19 protein-coding genes are annotated in these 16,781 nt (G+C 62.5%); 2 read left to right on the forward strand and 17 right to left on the reverse strand.

The annotated features are described in order from the left end of the window. The 5 genes from ACXJJ9_RS12635 to ACXJJ9_RS12655 all read right to left on the reverse strand — a co-directional run. On the reverse strand, window positions 1–665 hold a 665-nt coding region (locus ACXJJ9_RS12635; protein ID WP_457097512.1), incomplete at its 3' end, for an enoyl-CoA hydratase/isomerase family protein. A 129-nt stretch (window positions 666–794) separates the two neighbouring features. Then, on the reverse strand, window positions 795–1,892 hold the full coding sequence (locus ACXJJ9_RS12640) for an MBL fold metallo-hydrolase (protein ID WP_457097513.1): 1,098 nt from the start codon (window positions 1,890–1,892) through the stop codon (window positions 795–797). A gap of 202 nt (window positions 1,893–2,094) precedes the next feature. Beyond that, window positions 2,095–4,026 (reverse strand): PAS domain-containing protein, encoded by a 1,932-nt coding sequence (locus ACXJJ9_RS12645; RefSeq protein WP_457097514.1) that lies wholly within the window; start codon window positions 4,024–4,026, stop codon window positions 2,095–2,097. 182 nt (window positions 4,027–4,208) lie between these two features. Continuing rightward, window positions 4,209–4,898, reverse strand: coding sequence for a response regulator transcription factor (locus ACXJJ9_RS12650; protein WP_457097515.1), 690 nt, complete (start codon window positions 4,896–4,898; stop codon window positions 4,209–4,211). A 3-nt stretch (window positions 4,899–4,901) separates the two neighbouring features. Next, window positions 4,902–5,267, reverse strand: a complete 366-nt coding sequence (locus ACXJJ9_RS12655; RefSeq protein ID WP_457097516.1) for a response regulator transcription factor — start codon at window positions 5,265–5,267, stop codon at window positions 4,902–4,904. 494 nt (window positions 5,268–5,761) lie between these two features. Here ACXJJ9_RS12655 and ACXJJ9_RS12660 point away from each other — a divergent pair, with 494 nt between their 5' ends. After that, window positions 5,762–7,003, forward strand: coding sequence for an epoxide hydrolase family protein (locus tag ACXJJ9_RS12660; RefSeq protein WP_457097517.1), 1,242 nt, complete (start codon window positions 5,762–5,764; stop codon window positions 7,001–7,003). A 204-nt stretch (window positions 7,004–7,207) separates the two neighbouring features. Continuing rightward, complete coding sequence (locus ACXJJ9_RS12665; RefSeq protein ID WP_457097518.1) at window positions 7,208–7,771, forward strand: cytochrome P460 family protein; 564 nt, start codon at window positions 7,208–7,210, stop codon at window positions 7,769–7,771. Window positions 7,772–7,946: 175 nt separating this feature from the next. On the opposite strand, the gene ACXJJ9_RS12670 is transcribed toward ACXJJ9_RS12665, so the two are convergent. From ACXJJ9_RS12670 to ACXJJ9_RS12725, 12 genes are all read right to left on the reverse strand, one after another. Next, a complete protein-coding gene (locus ACXJJ9_RS12670) occupies window positions 7,947–8,369 on the reverse strand; it encodes an organic hydroperoxide resistance protein (protein ID WP_457097519.1) in 423 nt (140 codons plus the stop codon). 111 nt (window positions 8,370–8,480) lie between these two features. After that, complete coding sequence (locus ACXJJ9_RS12675) at window positions 8,481–8,924, reverse strand: HvfA family oxazolone/thioamide-modified RiPP metallophore (protein WP_457097520.1); 444 nt, start codon at window positions 8,922–8,924, stop codon at window positions 8,481–8,483. Window positions 8,925–9,038: 114 nt separating this feature from the next. Further along, complete coding sequence (locus tag ACXJJ9_RS12680; protein ID WP_457097521.1) at window positions 9,039–9,713, reverse strand: HvfX family Cu-binding RiPP maturation protein; 675 nt, start codon at window positions 9,711–9,713, stop codon at window positions 9,039–9,041. A 195-nt stretch (window positions 9,714–9,908) separates the two neighbouring features. Then, window positions 9,909–10,601: a DsbA family oxidoreductase gene (locus tag ACXJJ9_RS12685; RefSeq protein WP_457097522.1), complete on the reverse strand. Its 693-nt coding sequence runs from the start codon at window positions 10,599–10,601 to the stop codon at window positions 9,909–9,911. A gap of 392 nt (window positions 10,602–10,993) precedes the next feature. After that, window positions 10,994–11,704, reverse strand: a complete 711-nt coding sequence (locus tag ACXJJ9_RS12690; protein ID WP_457097523.1) for an SDR family NAD(P)-dependent oxidoreductase — start codon at window positions 11,702–11,704, stop codon at window positions 10,994–10,996. Window positions 11,705–11,864: 160 nt separating this feature from the next. After that, window positions 11,865–12,758 (reverse strand): LysR family transcriptional regulator, encoded by an 894-nt coding sequence (locus ACXJJ9_RS12695; protein ID WP_457097524.1) that lies wholly within the window; start codon window positions 12,756–12,758, stop codon window positions 11,865–11,867. A gap of 155 nt (window positions 12,759–12,913) precedes the next feature. Next, window positions 12,914–13,102, reverse strand: coding sequence for a tautomerase family protein (locus tag ACXJJ9_RS12700; RefSeq protein WP_457097525.1), 189 nt, complete (start codon window positions 13,100–13,102; stop codon window positions 12,914–12,916). A gap of 22 nt (window positions 13,103–13,124) precedes the next feature. Then, on the reverse strand, window positions 13,125–13,331 hold the full coding sequence (locus tag ACXJJ9_RS12705) for a tautomerase family protein (RefSeq protein WP_457097526.1): 207 nt from the start codon (window positions 13,329–13,331) through the stop codon (window positions 13,125–13,127). Between the two features lie 88 nt (window positions 13,332–13,419). Further along, window positions 13,420–14,805 (reverse strand): NAD(P)(+) transhydrogenase (Re/Si-specific) subunit beta, encoded by a 1,386-nt coding sequence (locus tag ACXJJ9_RS12710; protein WP_457097527.1) that lies wholly within the window; start codon window positions 14,803–14,805, stop codon window positions 13,420–13,422. Continuing rightward, complete coding sequence (locus ACXJJ9_RS12715) at window positions 14,802–15,128, reverse strand: NAD(P) transhydrogenase subunit alpha (protein ID WP_457097528.1); 327 nt, start codon at window positions 15,126–15,128, stop codon at window positions 14,802–14,804. The genes ACXJJ9_RS12710 and ACXJJ9_RS12715 overlap by 4 nt, the downstream gene beginning before the upstream one ends. A 13-nt stretch (window positions 15,129–15,141) precedes the next feature. Beyond that, complete coding sequence (locus tag ACXJJ9_RS12720) at window positions 15,142–16,278, reverse strand: NAD(P) transhydrogenase subunit alpha (protein WP_457097529.1); 1,137 nt, start codon at window positions 16,276–16,278, stop codon at window positions 15,142–15,144. 190 nt (window positions 16,279–16,468) lie between these two features. Beyond that, window positions 16,469–16,762 (reverse strand): DUF1330 domain-containing protein, encoded by a 294-nt coding sequence (locus ACXJJ9_RS12725; protein ID WP_457097530.1) that lies wholly within the window; start codon window positions 16,760–16,762, stop codon window positions 16,469–16,471. Window positions 16,763–16,781: the final 19 nt, after the last annotated feature.

The raw sequence follows: 16,781 nt of genomic DNA on the forward strand, positions 1-16,781 counted from the left end.
CGATTGACGTAGCCGTAGCGCTCGGCGAGTTCGCCGTCGAGGTAGCTGCCGGTCATCAGCACTTCCAGCGCGCGACCGCGGCCTATCAGGCGCGGCAGACGTGCCGACGGCCCGCCGCCCGGCGCGAAGCCGGCGCCGATCTCGAATTGCGACAGCTTGGCTTTCTCGCGACTGGCGAAGCGCATGTCGGTCGCCAGGGCCAGTTCGCTACCGACGCCGGTGGCGCGGCCGCGAATCTTCGAGATCGACACGACCGGCGCCTTGCTGATGCGCACCAGCATGTCCGGCAATTGCGGCAGGCCGGTCTTGCCCGGCGGCAGGCTGGTGGACTCGGCTAGCGGCGGCACGAAGTCGTAATGAGTCATGAAGAAGTCCGGCACATCGCTCTCGAACACCACGACCCTGACGTTCGGATCGGTCTCCATTGCGGTCACGACCTTGTTCAACTGGGGCATCGTGTTCGGGCCGTAGAGGTTGTACGGAGGGTTATGGAGCGTGACGCGCCAATACTCCGGCGAGACCTTCGTGAGCCGGATCTGGTCCGGGGCATCCGTGGCCCGCTGCGGCTTTGCGGTCTTTGGAGCCGAGGCCTCCTGGGCGAAAACGGGAGCGGTGAGCGCAATGCCGGAAGCAAGAAGTGCCGTGACGAGCAGATTGAGTTTCATGGTGGAGGCTCCGGTGGGGCGGTGACCCAAGTTCCAGTCTCTCGCATGAGAATGGCAATTTAGGTCACAAGTCGCCGGTCCGCGGCCTAGCAATTCATTCAAGCCGAAGCCGCTTCGCGGCTCGGCTTGTCATTCGATACGCAGTGTCTGCTCCATCGAGTAGCACTGATCCCAGATCCACACGTCGTACGCGGCCAGCTTGGTCGACCACTTGGGCGCGAGTGTGTTCATGCATTGCACCACCACCCGGTCGATGTAGTCGTCGTACACCGCCCACGGATTGTTCATGTCCTCCGGATTGACGCCCTCGCCCGGCTTTGTTGACGACAGCGCCTGTCCGGCCGCCTGCTTCAAGTCCTTGTAGAACTCGACCTGCATGTCCACGTCGGCGTGGGTTCCCGTGCGGGCGACGTGCCCGCCCACCAGCGTCTCCCACGGCAGCTTGGCGATTTCGTCGAGCTGCGCGATTGACCCGAGCACGTCCTGGGCGACGGCAAATCGACGCCAGGGCATCCACCCCGGAAACGCCACGTCGACCACCATCAGCACCTTCTGCTCCGGCGCACTGATGAAAATGTTGCCAGGAAGGTGCGCGTTGCCGTGATAGGACAGGTCCAAACGCTTGCCGCCGACCTCCAGCGTGTACTTGTCCTTGAAGGTAACCGTTGGCAGCGGACGGTCCGGATCGTTGTCGCGCTTGAGCAGCCGAGCCGTCTCCTCCTGAGCGATGATGATCGGCTTTACGCCAAGGGCCTTGGTCCCGCCGATGTGGTCCTTGTGCGCATGGCTGTAGATCAGGTGGGTGATCGGCTTGTCGGTAACCTCTGCGATGGCCTTGGGCAGGTTGGCGGCGTAGTTGGGCGGAGTGTCGACAACGACAACGCCCTTGTCGTAGACCAGGAACATCGACTGGTAGATGTTGTCCGTCACCATGTACAGCCCGTTCCCAAGATCCTGCAGACGATAGCCCTTCGCAGGATCGACCTCTGGCCCGCGTGCGCCGGCCGGTACGTCGAAATGCTTCCCGATTCGGACGCCGATCGGCGCGATCTTCGGCATGTTCGCGTATGGCGTGTGCCCGGGCGCGCCCGGCTCGTCCGCCGTGGACTCCTGCTTCATGGGTTCCTGGGCTTTGGCTGGCTCGGCCGTGGCTGGCGTCCTCGTGCACGCCGCAAGCCCCGAAAGGGCCGCCAAGGCAAGAATTCCGAAATGATGGTTCGTATTCATGACGGGCCCCTCCTGGGAGCCCCGCCGATCTCACCAGACCTAAATCGTCTGGGCGATTGGACCTTAGTATCAATACGAACGCATCGACCTGTTCGTCGACCCAGCTCCGGGATTCCAGGATGGATGGAGGGTCGGGCATCGCTGCATCACCCGGAAGGGTGATCATCGGCTGGGTCGCCGTCGGAAATTTTGAATGGACAACTCAAGGCGGCGCAGTCAGACGTGCGCCCTCGACATATATGGGAATCGTAAAGGCAAAAGAAGCACCGAAGTCGTCGTTGCGTTGGGCCCAAATTCGCCCTCCGTGGCTGTCCACGATGGATCGGCTTACCGCCAAGCCCACGCCCATGCCCTCGCGCTTCGTGGTGTAGAAGGCATCGAAGAGCCGCTCTGAAACTTCCCGACCCAACCCGGTACCGACGTCTCTCACCGTCAGGCGAACGGTGGCATCCCCATCGCACTCGGTTGTGACGGTGAGCAACCTCGGGCGGTCGTGAACGTCACTCATGGCCTCCGCTCCATTGCGCAGCAGGTTCATGACAACCTGCTGGAGCTGGACGCGGTCACCGCCGACTCGCGACGCCGAGTTATCGAAATCGGTTCGCACGCTCACGCGCATCTTGTCGAGATCGTCCTTGAGCATGGCGATGACCTCCGCGGCCGCCGCGTTGAGGTCAATCGCTTCGATCAAGGGAGGACTTCTGCTGAACAGCGACCGGAGCCTCGCAACCACTTCGGCCGCACGATTTCCATCTCGGATGATCCTCTGCGCGGATTCGCGGGCACCCGATACGTTGGGCGGATCCGAGGCCAGCATACGCATGCAAGTTCCGGCATTCGTGACGATTCCCGACAGCGGCTGATTGATTTCGTGCGCGATCGACGCCGTCAGAGCGCCCAGACTCAAAATCCTGGCGACATGCGCGAGTTCGGAACGGGCCTCGTTGAGCGCTGCTTCAGCGAGCCGGCGTTGCGTGATGTCGAGGACCGCGCCGATGTACTCGATCTGCCCCGAACAGTCGGCCCGATGTGCGATTACGTGCACGTGCTTGATGGACCGGTCCGGCATCAACAACCGGTGTTGGTACTCGAAGCCAGTCGCACCGCTACGCGCGGCTTCAATCAGTCGCCCCAACAACTGGATGTCGTCCGGATGAACACGCGCCCTAGAGTTATCGACCGTGATGGGTGTACCCGGCTCAAGTCCGAAGATCCGGTACAGCGGCTCCGACCAGGCAAACTCGCCCGTGGCGACGCGCCAGCAGAAGTTGCCCATCCTGGCAAGGTGCTGGCCTTCCGCGAGGAAGGCTTCACTTCGTCGGAGTTCGGCCTCCGCATTCTTGCGATCATCGATGTCGGTATTGATGCCGCACCATTTGACGATTCGTCCGCAGTCATCCCGTAGAGGACTCGCGCGAAACAGGAACCAGCGGTAACGGCCATCATGACGACGCAGCCGCGCTTCGGCTTCACCGGCTTGCTCAGACTCCCGCATTCTCTTCCAGGTAGCAGCCAACTCCGCCTGGTCATCCGGATGCACGGAGTCCTGCCAGCCTCGGCCCGTCATCGCTTCAAACGGGCGGCCCACGTAGTCTAGGTAGTGTCGATTGAAGAACTCGGGCGATCCATCGGGCCCGGCCGACCACGCCATCGCAGGAATGCTGTTGATGAACTCTTCGAGATTCCGCTCTCGAGTGGCGGACTTTTCAACCGCGCTCCGTCTATCAGGGTTTTCGTCAGGTCGATCCGTGACCCGCGGGCCTTTGACTTCGTTGGCTACGCCGCACCACATGGTGATATGAGAGGCGCCATCGCGCACCGGCGACGCGTCGATCCGAAACCTGTGCAGTCGCCCATCGGCGCGCCGCAGTCGCGCTTCCATCTCACCGGGAGCGCCAGACGCGAGTATCGATCGCCAGCGCTCGCGAATCTTCGGGATGTCAGCCGAGTCGACGGCGGTCTGCGTCCCCCATGTGCCGGGAGTACAGAAAGCCAACCCGGTGTAGTCGATCCAGCACCGATTGACGAAATCGATGCGGCCATCGGGAAGTGCGGTCCATGCCATCGTCGGCAAAAGATCCAACACACCGACAATATCGCTCACCGTTGCCAGCAGAAGAACGTCTTGCAGCATTGGAGTGATCCACGAAAGGTCTACGTGAACTCACCGCCCGGTGGTGCGGGACGCCGAACCCTCCGGCGACACAATAATTGTCCCATTTTGCGTCGGCCGCAGGCAACGGACGACAGCAATATTTCAGGCATGGTTCTTGCTCGCGGAGGAACGGGCCCAGCACCAAGCGAAAATGAATTGCGCTAACAAGCGGGGGCATCCGGTGGCGCGGGTGACTGGTGCAGCTTAAGCACCAGCGCCATGCTGAACAGGTCGGCCAGCGAACGCGCACCCATCTTGTGCATCACCTTTCCCCGATGGGCTTTCACGGTGATCTCGCTGATACTGAGCTCGCTGGCGACCTGCTTGTTCAACAGACCCGATACCACGAGGGCCATTACCTGTCGTTCGCGGCGACTTAGGGTTGCATAGGCTCGGTGGATACTCGAGGCTTCCGCCGCATCCGCAAGCGCCCGCCGGCTCAGTTCGATGGCGTCCGTCACGGCTCGCAGCAGTGCATCGGTGTCCAGCGGCTTGGTCAGAAACTCGATTGCCCCTGCCTTCATGGCCCTCACTGTCATCGGCACGTCACCACACCCGGTTATGAATACGATCGGAAGGTCGGCGCGATCGCCTGCGATCCGCTGCTGGAGTTCGAGGCCATTGAGGTCCGGCAGCGACACATCAAGTACGAGACAGCCGGGCACCTGGGGGAGCGGCGTGGCGAGGAAGTCCCAGGCCGATGTGAACGGGTGTACGCACAGCCCAGCAGTCTCGAGAAACGATTTGAGCGACTCGCGCACCGAGACATCGTCGTCGACGACGTAAACGATTGGCTCTGCTTGGAGAGTCGGCGATGGCAGTTCTTCTTTGACGCGCCTAGAACCTGACATCGCTCACCCCACTGGTTCGTCCATCGCGGCCTTCAGGGCAGATAGCAACTCCGCATCACTGAACGGCTTGAACAGGCAAGCCCGCGCACCGTGTGCCAGCAACTTCGCACGAATGGCTTCGTCCCTTCGTCCGGTGATGAAGACGATGGGCGTGTTGTTCCCGCGCTCTCGCAGCTCGATCAACAAGTCGAAGCCTCCCATTCCTGGCATGAAAGCGTCGAGGAGCAGGCAACGGGTCTCGTTGACGAGATCGGATGCCAGAAATGCCTCGGCGGAAGGGAACACGCTGACCGCGTACCCGCACTCCCTCACCAGTTCAGGCAAGGACTCACGGATCGACTGATCGTCATCGACCACCGTGACTAACATGATCTGTCCGTGGTTGACCCTCTGTAAAGTCGGGCTCCCATGGAGCGCAGGATGCCGGCCCCAAGCTCCGTCCGTCCACAGTACTTTGGTGTCGACATTCGCCACGCATTGGCACGACTCATGCCACGCACCCAAAGCGACCTATACCAATGTGCAATCGACTTGCCGCGATGATGCGCGTCTGATGACGGCGCATGTGGTGCACATGGAACTGCGAGCCATGCCGCAGCCGACGAACTGTGCGGGCCCATCTGCAACCGCATCTTCGTGCTCGGCGCGAATCGCGGGCGTGGGCTTCCGCTACTCACGCAAAGGCCAAACCTATGACATTCAAGACTTCGCTGCCGCCACCCACGTGGGACAAGCGCTGCATTCCGCCTGATCGATCATGCGGCGCAGTACCGCCGTCGCCGGCTCGGCGCCACTTCCTTATTCGTACTGCTGTCGCGCTCTCTGCCGGCCCCCTTGCACTTCCTATTCTCTACGCCAATACCATGAACACTTCCGACACTGAAACCCGTGCCGCCGAGGGGCTCGCCACGCGCCAGGCGGCTGACGACGGAGCCATCCGTCCGTTCACCTTCCACGCGCCACAAGAGGAGCTGGATGAGCTCCGCCGGCGCGTTTCTGCCCCGCGCTTGCCTGAAAGGGAAACCGTAAAAGATCCATCTCAGGGCGTGCAGCTCGCGACAGTTCAGAATCTCGCCCGTTACTGGGCGACGGATTACGATTGGCGCAAGGTCGAGGCCAAAATCAACGCGCTACCGAATTTTGTTACGGAGATCGACGGACTCGACATTCATTTCATCCACGCTCGGTCGAAGCATGAAAATGCCATGCCGCTCATCGTCACCCACGGCTGGCCGGGGTCGATCATTGAGCAAATGAAGATCATTGACCCGCTGATCAATCCAACCGCGCATGGCGGAAAGGCATCAGACGCTTTCCATGTGGTCATTCCGTCCCTGCCGGGCTACGGGTTCTCCGGCAAGCCGGCCGACCCGGGTTGGGGGCCAGATCGCATCGCGAAAGCGTGGGTTGCGCTCATGAAACGTCTTGGGTACTCCCGGTTCGCGGCCTCAGGCGGCGATTGGGGCGCAATGGTCTCCGATGTGATGGCCGCGCAGGCACCTCCTGAGCTGGTCGGCGTCCATCTCACTTGGCCTTTCATGGTGCCTCCGGAGATCGACAAGGCCGTCCAAAGCGGTGGTCCGCTGCCGGCGGGCCTGTCGGCGGAAGAGCGGCTGGCATGCGAGCGGCTGGGTTCCTTGTACCAGCATGGGCTGGGCTACGCCCAGGAGATGTCGACTCGTCCGCAAACGATGTATGCGATCGCCGATTCTCCTGTTGGCCTGGCCGCATGGATGATCGACCACGATGACCGCAGCTATGCTCTGATCTCGCGGGTGTTTGCGGGCGGGTCCGAAGGGCTCACACGAGACGACATCCTCGACAACATCACCCTGTACTGGTTGACAAACACGGCTGTCTCATCAGCTCGCATCTATTGGGAGAACAAGTCCGCTTTCTTCGCCGCAAAGCACGTGATGATCCCGGTCGCCTTCAGCGCATTTCCGGACGAAGTTATCCAGGCTCCTCGGAACTGGGCGGAGAAAGCCTATCCCAAACTTGTCTACTACAAGAAGCATGACAAAGGCGGCCACTACGCGGCGTGGGAGCAGCCAGAGCTCTACACAGAAGACGTTCGCGCGGCCTTCAGATCGCTGCGGCAGTGACAAGATCGGCATGTCAGTGACATTGGTACCGCTCTAGTCGCACAAAGCAGGTTTCCCGCCGGGGCTGGCCAGGCCTCGGTGGGCCCGACAAGATCGTTGCGCATGCGCCGAGGTTTTCTGATGCTTCGGCGGCGGAATTGAGTCGTGCCTCAATCGACGCGCAACCCGTTGCCTTTTTGCTTCATCGCAGGAAGGAGCTGACACATGAAAGGCGCAATTACGACCACAAAGTTTGCCTTGGCGGGACTGATTTTGGTCGCTCTCGCAACCAGCGCAGCCATATCCGTGCAGGACAAGTACACGGTAAAAGTCAAAGACGGACTCGCCATTTCTGAGTTCAAAGGGTACGAGTCATGGGAGGCCATCAACATCAGCCACAGTGGACCGCTCATGGCTGTGATCCTCGGAAACAAGGCGATGATTGATTCGTACAGGGCGGGCATTCCCGGGAATGGGAAGCCATTCCCTGACGGCGCCAGAATGGCGAAGATTCATTACAACGCCACGAAGAACGAGGCGGCCCCTAGTCAACCTCTTGTGGGCGGATCCCTGCATGATGTCGACTTCATGGTGAAGGACAGCAAGCGATTCGCGGACGGAAATGGATGGGGCTACGCTGCGTTCATCTACGATCCAGCCTCAAAAAAATTCAGGCCAGCAACCACGGCAGACAACCCGCCACAGGGAAATGATGCGAAATGTGGTGTGGCATGCCATACGGCGGCGAAGAATCGCGATTATGTATTCACGTCTTATGGCCTAAGGTAAGGATGAGGAGACTATCTCCTTCGGAGAACTTGGGACGATGGTTTTCAATCCGCATCAACTGCAGCGTCCACATATTGAGTCGTCTGTGTCTTCCTAAGTCGCGCACACTCTGACTCGAACCACCGCCCCTGCCGCCTTTGCGAAGCGGCGGCAGGGCTGCCGACCTGTGCCGGCCTCAGGCAACCGCCAGCTCCACTTCCACGTGGCCTCGCGTCATGCGCGAGTACGGGCAGGTCTGGTGCGCGGCTTCCACGAGCTCGCGCTTCAGCGCCTCGTCAAGGCCTGGCAGGCTGACGTTCAACTTCACGGCCAGTTGGTATTCGCCGGCCGCGGTCTTGCCCAGGGTCACTTCCGTATCGATGGATGCGTCCTTAGGCATCTGGACCTTGCGCGCGGTGGCGGCGAGTTGGATGGCGCCGATGAAGCAAGCCGAATAGGCGATGCCGAACAGTTGCTCAGGGTTGGTGCCAGGTTCACCAGAGCCAGGCCTGCTGAGCGTGACGTCGAGCTCGCCATCGCTTGATCGGCCAACGCCGTTGCGGCCGCCGGTGACGTGAGTGTGTGCGGTGTAGATGAAGGTTTCGAGTGAAGTTTTCATGATCGTGACTCCGATGTGGGATGGAGTGGATTGGTTGGCAACCCACCGCGCCATCCATTAAGGGGGGCGCGCCCCGAAAATTCCGGGGCGCGGATGGCCACAGACAGTGGCTTACTTCGGGATCGCAGCGAACAGGCCGGTCGGCATCTTCTTGCCGTTGGCGGCGTAGGTACGCTTGAGGTAGTCGTAGGCTTCCTTCTCCGAGATCTTGCGATCGCCATTGGCGTCGAACTGCGTGAACAGGGTTTCATGGTTCGGCGCGGCGACTTCGAACTCGGCGCGATCGATGAAGTTGTCGCGGTTCTTGTCGTTCTTTGCGAACGAGGCGTCGCCACACTTGCCTTCACCGCACTTGCCTTCGGCAGTCTTCTTCGTGGCGGCCGGCTTGGCGGCATTCTGGGCGACGGTGGTGCCTTTACCTGCGGTGTCGCTGGCGGCCAGCATGTAGCCCTGCGACAGCGGCTGCATGGCGAACGCGGAGCCGCTGAGAGCCAGGCCGGCGAGGGCGACGCCGAGGGCGCCAACGGTGGTGTTACGGATGTTGATACGGGACATTGCTTTTACTCCAGGTTAGGGGGGGTAGTGCGTTGCACGGCACCGCCGTGCAGGTTTACGCCGCGGATGTGGCGCAAATTCGGGTTGGAAGGTGGAATGAGCGACGCGAGACGGTCAGGCCGACGCGAGCAGCCCCGCGTGAAGGGTGCGGCGCCGCCGCCATGCCATCAGGACGATGCCTACGACGGCCAGCACGCCACCTGCCCACGGCAACAACGGCGAGATGGTCAGGCCAATGGCGAACAGCACCAGGCCCCAGGCCGTGTTGTCAGCGGTGGCGGAAGCGACCTGCGTACGGCGTGCGCCGATCAGATGGTCGAGGCTGAAGCGGCCGCCGCCATTGAGCATCAGCGGCAGCAGCATCACGAGGTAGATCAGTGGCAGCTTGTAGTTGCCGTAGCCTTCGTTGCTGATGGCGTAGCCCTGCCACAGCTCGGACAGGCTCGACCAGTCGGACGGCCAGTGCACCGCATAGATCGCCACAACGGTCACCACCCACAGAGCGGCGGCGGCGTAGCGCGTGCCCAGACCCACCAGCAGCGCGATGCTGCCGGCGAGCTCCATCCAGGTGGCCAGCGTCCAGTTGATGTTGGGACCTAGCAGCGAGAACGGCAGCGGGAACTTGTCGCCCAGGTCGGCGAACCAGTTCTCACCGTGCAGCTTTTCGCGGCCGGCTTCGAAGAACTCCCAGGCCAGCAGGATGCGCAGGCCAAGCGGGGCGAGCCAATGGCCCACACCGTCGACGCGGGATAACAGAGGCTTGTTCGGTTGTTTGGTGGTGATGGACATAGCGTTTTCTGGGTAGGTGGCCGGTGTTGCCGGCGGTGCAATTTGCGTTTTCGAAGGGTTTATTTGTGGGCTTCCCGGGTATCGCGCGCATGTCGCGAAACGCAGGTTCTTGTCTGGAAGTTTGGCCGTCGCCGCGGCGGATACATCCCGATACAAACCGCCGACGGGAGCGGCCTTATCGGTTTCGACGGTGAATCAGCCTGCGCGGCCCGCCGCACGCGAAAGGATTTCCACGTAGCCCTGGATGTCCTGCGAACCGCTGAACAGCAGCTCGCCATCCATGAGGTAGCTGGGCACGCTATTCAGACCACGCGCCTTGATTTCCGCGTCGAACGTGCGGATCTCGTCCTGTGTCGACAGCGACCGGCGCAGGGCACCCGGCTGCATCCCCGCCTCTTCGGCGATGCGCTCAAGTACTGCGTTTTCGCCGATGTCCTTGCCCTGAGTGAAGTAGGCGGTGAACAGTGCATCGATAACTTGATCCTGCAGGGCCGCACCGCCTTCGGCATAGGCCAGCCGTGCGAGGGCGTGAGCCGCCACGGTGTTGGGCGTGCGCGTCTGGAGCTGGTAATTGAACTCCGCGCCAAAACGACGGCCCGCTTCGATGGCGCGTGCGTCCATGGCCAGCGAGTTCTCCCAGCCGAAGCGCATCGTGCGGAACTGCTTGCGGTCCATGCCTTCCGCCGGGATGGTCGGATTGAGCTGGTAGGGGAGCCATTCGATCTCGACGTCCACGCCCTGCGCGGCGAGTTGATCCAGCGCCAGATCAAGGCTGCGTTTGCCGATGTAGCACCACGGGCAGATCACATCGGCGACCACTTGCAGGCGTAGCGAGGTGCGGTTGGATAACTTGGTGTCGTGCATGATGTTCAAAGTGTTGTCCTTCATTGGTTTGCAGATGATGGGTGGCGGGCGCCATGCGAGCTCTGGTGCGTCGCGATGGAACCCAGGTAATTCGTTGAGAACATTGTCTGTGCCCGCGCACTGGCACTGAATCCCCGTCGTTCGGCAGCTACTCTTCCGCGGAATGCAATGAAGGTTTCTGCCCAGTGCATTGCATCGCGTCGTCGACGCCGGCGTCGTGCCGACGCTCATCGGCCACAACCGTCCAGGCGGGCTGCTTGCTCGTGATTCGTGTCGTTCGCGTATGCCAGGCGTCGCCTGGCTGCGCGGTATCGCCGGCGATGCCTGGGTTCTGAGACGGTGATCGAATCGATGATGAGCCGATCAAGGCAGTGGACCCGGGGCGGGTACGCCCCGGGAACACTCTTGACCAGCGCTTAGTGACCGGCGCTCTGGCCGCCGTCGACGTGCAGGATCTCGCCGGTGACGAAGCCAGCGGAGTCGAGATAGAGCACGGCATCGACGATGTCGCTGATCTCGCCCATGCGGGCCACCGGGTGCATTGCGGCCAGGAAACCGTGGGTCTCCGGCGGGTGCATCGGCGTCTTGATGACGCCCGGCGACACCGCGTTCGCGCGGATGCCGCGCTTGGCGTACTCGATGGCCAGCGACTTCGTCGCGGCGTTGAGGCCACCCTTGGTCAGCGAAGCCAGCACCGACGGCACGCCGTCGACGGGATGATCGACCAGGCTGGTGGTGATGCTAACGACGTGGCCGCTGCCCTGCTTCTCCATCTCCGCCACGGCGGCCTGGGTGATGTTGAAGAAGCCGGTGAGGTTGACGCCGATGTTGGCCGCGTAGTCTTCGGCGGTGAAGGCGGTGAACGGCTTGGCCGTGAAGATGCCGGCGTTGTTCACCAGGGTGTCGATGCGGCCGAACTTGGCCACGCCCTCGCGGACGATGCGCTCGGCCACGGCACGATCGGCGATGTCGCCGGCAACAGTCAGGATGTCGGGGTCGTTGGACGGCTTGATCGAACGCGAGTTGGCGATGACGCGGTAACCGCGATCGCGGAACGCCTTGACGAGGCCGGCGCCGATACCCTGGGATGCGCCGGTGACGATGGCGACTTTGTTTGCAATGCTCATTTAGTTTTACTCAAAGATTGTGGGGGAAAGCCGGTGGGCGCCGATACGGTCGGCGCTTCCGACGGCCACTAATCTAGGAGCGAAGCATGGGTTTGCGAATCCACGCACTTCGGCAGACATTCTTCCACCCAGCGATGCAATCGATGGGATTACTGGGCGTCTACGTACTCAGGTTTGTGAAGGACGCGCGCAGGCGCGGCGTGGCGAAATCCACGAAGGCGCGCACCTTCGGCACCGACAGGCGCCCGTAGGGCGAGACCAGATGCACCGGAAACTGCGCCGGCTCGGCATCGGCCAGGACGATGCGCAGTGCATCCTGTTCGAGTTCGGAAGCGACGTGATAGGACAACAGTCGGGTCACGCCATTCCCTTCCACCGCAGATGCCTTCGCCGCGTGCACGTTATTGACCACCAGCCGTGGCGTGAATGAGACCGCGCGAGGAACCGAAGATCCTTCCTGAGGCGGGAAGCTCCACGAGTCCAGGCCCAGGTGCGCCATCGTGATGATCTGGTGAGTAGCCAGGTCGGATGGCTCCTTGATGGGTGGGTGCGTCGCCAGATAGCCTGGCGATGCCACGATCACGCGCCGTGCCTCGCCGATGCGATGTGCGACCAGCGTCGAGTCGGCAAGCGGGCTGACGCGCAACGCCAGGTCCATGCCTTCGTCGATCAGATTGACCTGCCTTTCCAGCAGGTGCATCCGCACGCTGACCGCCGGATATTCATCCATGAACGCGTCAACGATCGGGCGCAGAAACTCCACGCCCACGAACACGGTGGAGGTGATCGTCAGGGTCCCGCGCGGCGTCGATCGCTCGCCGGCCGCCTGCCGGTCCGCCTCCTCAAGGTCCGTGAGCACTTTCCTGCACGCGGCGGCATACCGTTCGCCGGCTTCGCTGAGCTTGATCGAGCGCGTGGTCCGGTGCAGCAACGGCACGCCGACGTGCGCCTCGAGATAGGCAACGGCCCGGCTCACCGCGGCGGCCGAGCGACCGGTCCTGCGGCTGGCGCCGGCGAGGCTGCCTTCGTCGAGGGCGGCGATGAAGATCTTCATGGCCTCAATGCGATCCATATACGCCACCATGCTCTAGCGGGACCGAACCGGACGGGTTCGGTGGGGATTTGACCACTGCGCGGGCAACCGCGTCGAGGACCGTCGCCAAGCGCCGTCGGCGACCCGCGGATGGATCAGGGGACGCCCCCAACGCGTCACCCGGGGCCGCGTGGAAGGAAGGCGAGCTCGCGAACGTTGGTTGCCTGGTGTTCGTGGAGGATGACGGTGATGGTCTTCGGATCGGCATTGAGTGTGGTGACAGTCGCCTCGACGAGGTCTGTCACGAGCGACCGCTTCTGTTCCGTCGATAGCGGCGTGGAAAGATGGCATTGGATCAGCGGCATGGTGTCGTCTCCAGAATTCGCGCTATTGCTCGTGTACTGGCTTCGCGATCTCCGGCAGGTGCTGCCCGTTCTCGACCAGGTTTATGCCAAGGTTCTCGTGGATGATCAGGTGCACGTTCTCGCGCGGTTCGCCGGTGGCCCGGTTGACCGCATCGAGAATGGCCGCCGCAAACCTGCGCTTCTGCTCGTCGGTGCGACCGCTGCGCATGTCTATGGTGAGTATTGCCATGGTGGTTTTTCCTGACTTTGGTTGGGGTTGGACCGTTTTCGCCCGGCATCTGGCGCGCGTCGGCATCTCCGCGGGATGACCGCCGATGTCACGCGGCCTTGACCTGCACTCCGAGATCGATCAAGGACTGCTTGGCATCTCCAAAGAGCATTGAGGTCTTTTGCTCGAAGAACAGTGCGTTTTCCACGCCGGAGAAACCAGCGCCCTGCCCTCGCTTGAGCACGATGACACTTCGCGCCTCTGCCACTTTCAGTATCGGCATTCCGTAAATGGGTGACTGCGGGTCACTGTTGGCTGCAGGGTTGACTACATCGTTCGCGCCGACCACCAGGGCGACATCGGTTTCGGCAAAGCGCTCGTTGATGTCCTCCATGTCCACCAGCTTGTCGTAGGGCACGCCTGCTTCAGCCAACAGAACATTCATGTGGCCAGGCATGCGCCCGGCGACGGGATGGATGGCAAAGCGCACATCACCGCCTCGCTTCTCGATCATGTCACCCAGTTCGCGAGCCTGGTGTTGAGCTTGCGCGACCGCCAGTCCGTAGCCAGGCACGACAACCACCCGTTCGGCGTAAGCCATCCGCAGAGCGGCATCCTCCGCATTGATCGGAGACATCTCACCGCCTTCGGTGCTCGCCGCCTGGCCGCCTTCCGGTTGGGCGCCGAAAGCCCCGAACAGCACGTTCCGGAACGGGCGGTTCATTGCCTTGCTCATCGCCACCGACAGAATGAAGCCACTGGTGCCATCGAGCGCACCGACCACGATCAGGATGTTGTTGTCCAAGGCGAAGCCCGTCGCGACGGCTGCCAGGCCTGCGTAGGAATTCAGCAGCGACACGACCACAGGCATGTCGGCTCCACCGATTGGCAGCACTACCGCTACGCCGATGGCCAAGCTGAGCACCAGCATCGCCACGAACAGCGGTACCGACAACGGCGCTATCACCAACGCAACCAGGCAGGCTGCGGCGGCGATGAACAGCGCCGCAGTGACCATGTTCTGCAGCGGGAATGTTATCGGGCGGCCCGGCAGCAGCCCCTGCAGTTTGCCGAAGGCCATCAGACTGCCGGTAACGGTCAGCGCGCCGAGCAGCACCTCGAAACCCAGCGCCAGCATGTGGCCGTGGCCAAGTTCGCCGGCGCCCAGGCCGTGCCGATAGGTGCCAATGCCGACCAGCGTCGCTGCAAGCGCTCCCAGCGCATGGCTCATGGCGATACGCTGCGGCATCGCCGTCATCGGAACCCACATGCCAAGGGGGTATCCCGCCAGTGCGCCCACCGCCAGCCCGGCACCGATCCAGCCATAGCTGATGATGCCGGCATGCAACAGAGTCGCGGCCACCGCAACCAGCATTCCCAGCGCCGCAACCTGCATGCCGCGGCGTGCAGTGTCTGGACGCCCGAGCGCCCGTAGCGCCGCAATGAACAGGAAGGCGGCCAACAGATAAGCGATTTGGATAGCAGTTTCGTTCATACATCCGCGGCGCTGGCGCCGCCCTCTTCTTCGTCTTGGGAAGGTGCGCGCCGGAACATGGCGAGCATGCGGTCGGTGATCAGGAATCCGCCGACGATGTTGGCGGTGGCGCAGGCTACGGCCACTGCACCGAGAATGGCCGCGATGAGGCCATCGCCGCTTCCGGCGAGTACCAGCGAGGCCACCAGCGATATGCCACTAATCGCGTTGGTTGCCGCCATCAGCGGTGTGTGCAGCAGAGGTGGGATTCGACTGATGGTCTGCAGGCCGACATACCCGGCAAGCAGGAAGACAAATAGTTGGATCAAGATCGTTTCGGACATGTTGGGAGCCTCATCAAGCGGCAAGTGGGAAAGTGGGCGTCGCCGCCTGCCCCGCGACCAGCGCACTGGTGATGTTGTCGGCGGGATCGAGGTGAAGCCGGCCCTCGGCGTCGACCAAGTGCTCCAGCAACGCGCGGACGTTCGCACTGAACAGCCGGCTGGCATCGGTCGCCATGAGGCTGGGCAGATTTGTCGGTCCGTAGATGCGCACGCCGTTCTCCTCGACGATTTCGTCTGCGCGTGTGAGGGAGCTGTTACCTCCACTTTCCGCCGCCAGGTCGACGATCACCGAGCCCGGCGCCATGCCATGTACAGTCTGTTTGTCGATCAGGATCGGAGCGCGCTTTCCGGGGATCTGAGCGCTGCTGATTACCAACTGCATCTGGGCAATCTGCGCGGCGAGCGCGCGGCGCAATTGCTCCTGCTGCGCGTCCGACTGCGCTGCGGCATATCCGCCATTGCCTTCGGCGGAGACCTCCACTTCTGGAAACACGAAACGAGCGCCCAGGCTTTCGACCTGCTCGCGTGCCGCCTCGCGTACATCGAAGCCGTGCACCACCGCGCCCAGGCGTCGCGCCGTGGCGATGGCCTGGAGCCCGGCAACGCCGGCGCCAAGCGCGATCATCTTCGCTGGTCGCACGATGCCGGCAGCCGTCGTCAACATGGGAAGCAGCACGTCGAGCAGACGAGCTCCCTCGATCACCGATGCATAGCCGGAGATCGAGGCTTGCGAGGACAGCACATCCATGCTCTGTGCGCGTGTCGTGCGAGGAATCCGCTCTAGGCCGAGGTGGAGAACGCCACTGGCGGCTAGCGCCTCCGTGATTGCGGCGTCGCGCCCGCCGAGCGATATCAGGGCGCTGCCCCGTCGCAGTACCTGTGGCTGCGCTGGCGGGCGCACCGCAAGAAGCAGGTCCGCCTGAGTCAGTATCTGCGCGGCATCGACAATGCGAGCGCCGGCGTCGACGTAGTGAGCGTCGGAATATCCGGCGGACTCACCAGCGCCTTGTTCGACGAGCACCCTAGTGCGGGTCGCCACGCGCTTCACATCCGTCGGCGTCAACGCCACTCGTCGCTCGCCGGGCGCGGTTTCCCTGACCACGCCAACCATTGTTGGCGCGGTCGACCCTGCAATGGCCACGCTGTTCATTTCCATGCTCCGAAGCGGCCGCATTGACCGTTTTCTGTCGGGCCAGGAATGTACGCGTCTCTTTCCATGCCGCGAAGGCATGCGGTACGCAAGTAAGCCTTCCGGCGCGCGACATGGTCGGGGTTCATATCATCCACGGTGCCGACGAATGGCACGCGCTGCCGCCGCTGAGCAACCACAGCAATCGTTCTCATCCGATGGCCTCGACGATACGGACATCACGTGTGGCCGCGCCTACCAGATGATGCAGCGTTGCCTGATAGTCCTGGCTCTCATAGGCCGAGATGGCCGCCTGCAGGCTATCGAACTCGACAACCACGATGCGCGACGCCAACCCCTGCTCGTAGGTTCGCGTCGGCTCGCCGCCCACGACGACCCTGCCGCCGTGCGAAATGATGGCCTCGGTAGCAGGCGCGACATAGCGCTCGACCGCCACCGGATCCGAGATGACGCCCCACGCAATGACCCAATAACCTTTGTTCACGGGAACCTCCTGTGCGGTG

This window comes from Lysobacter sp. P5_B9, assembly GCF_054049835.1.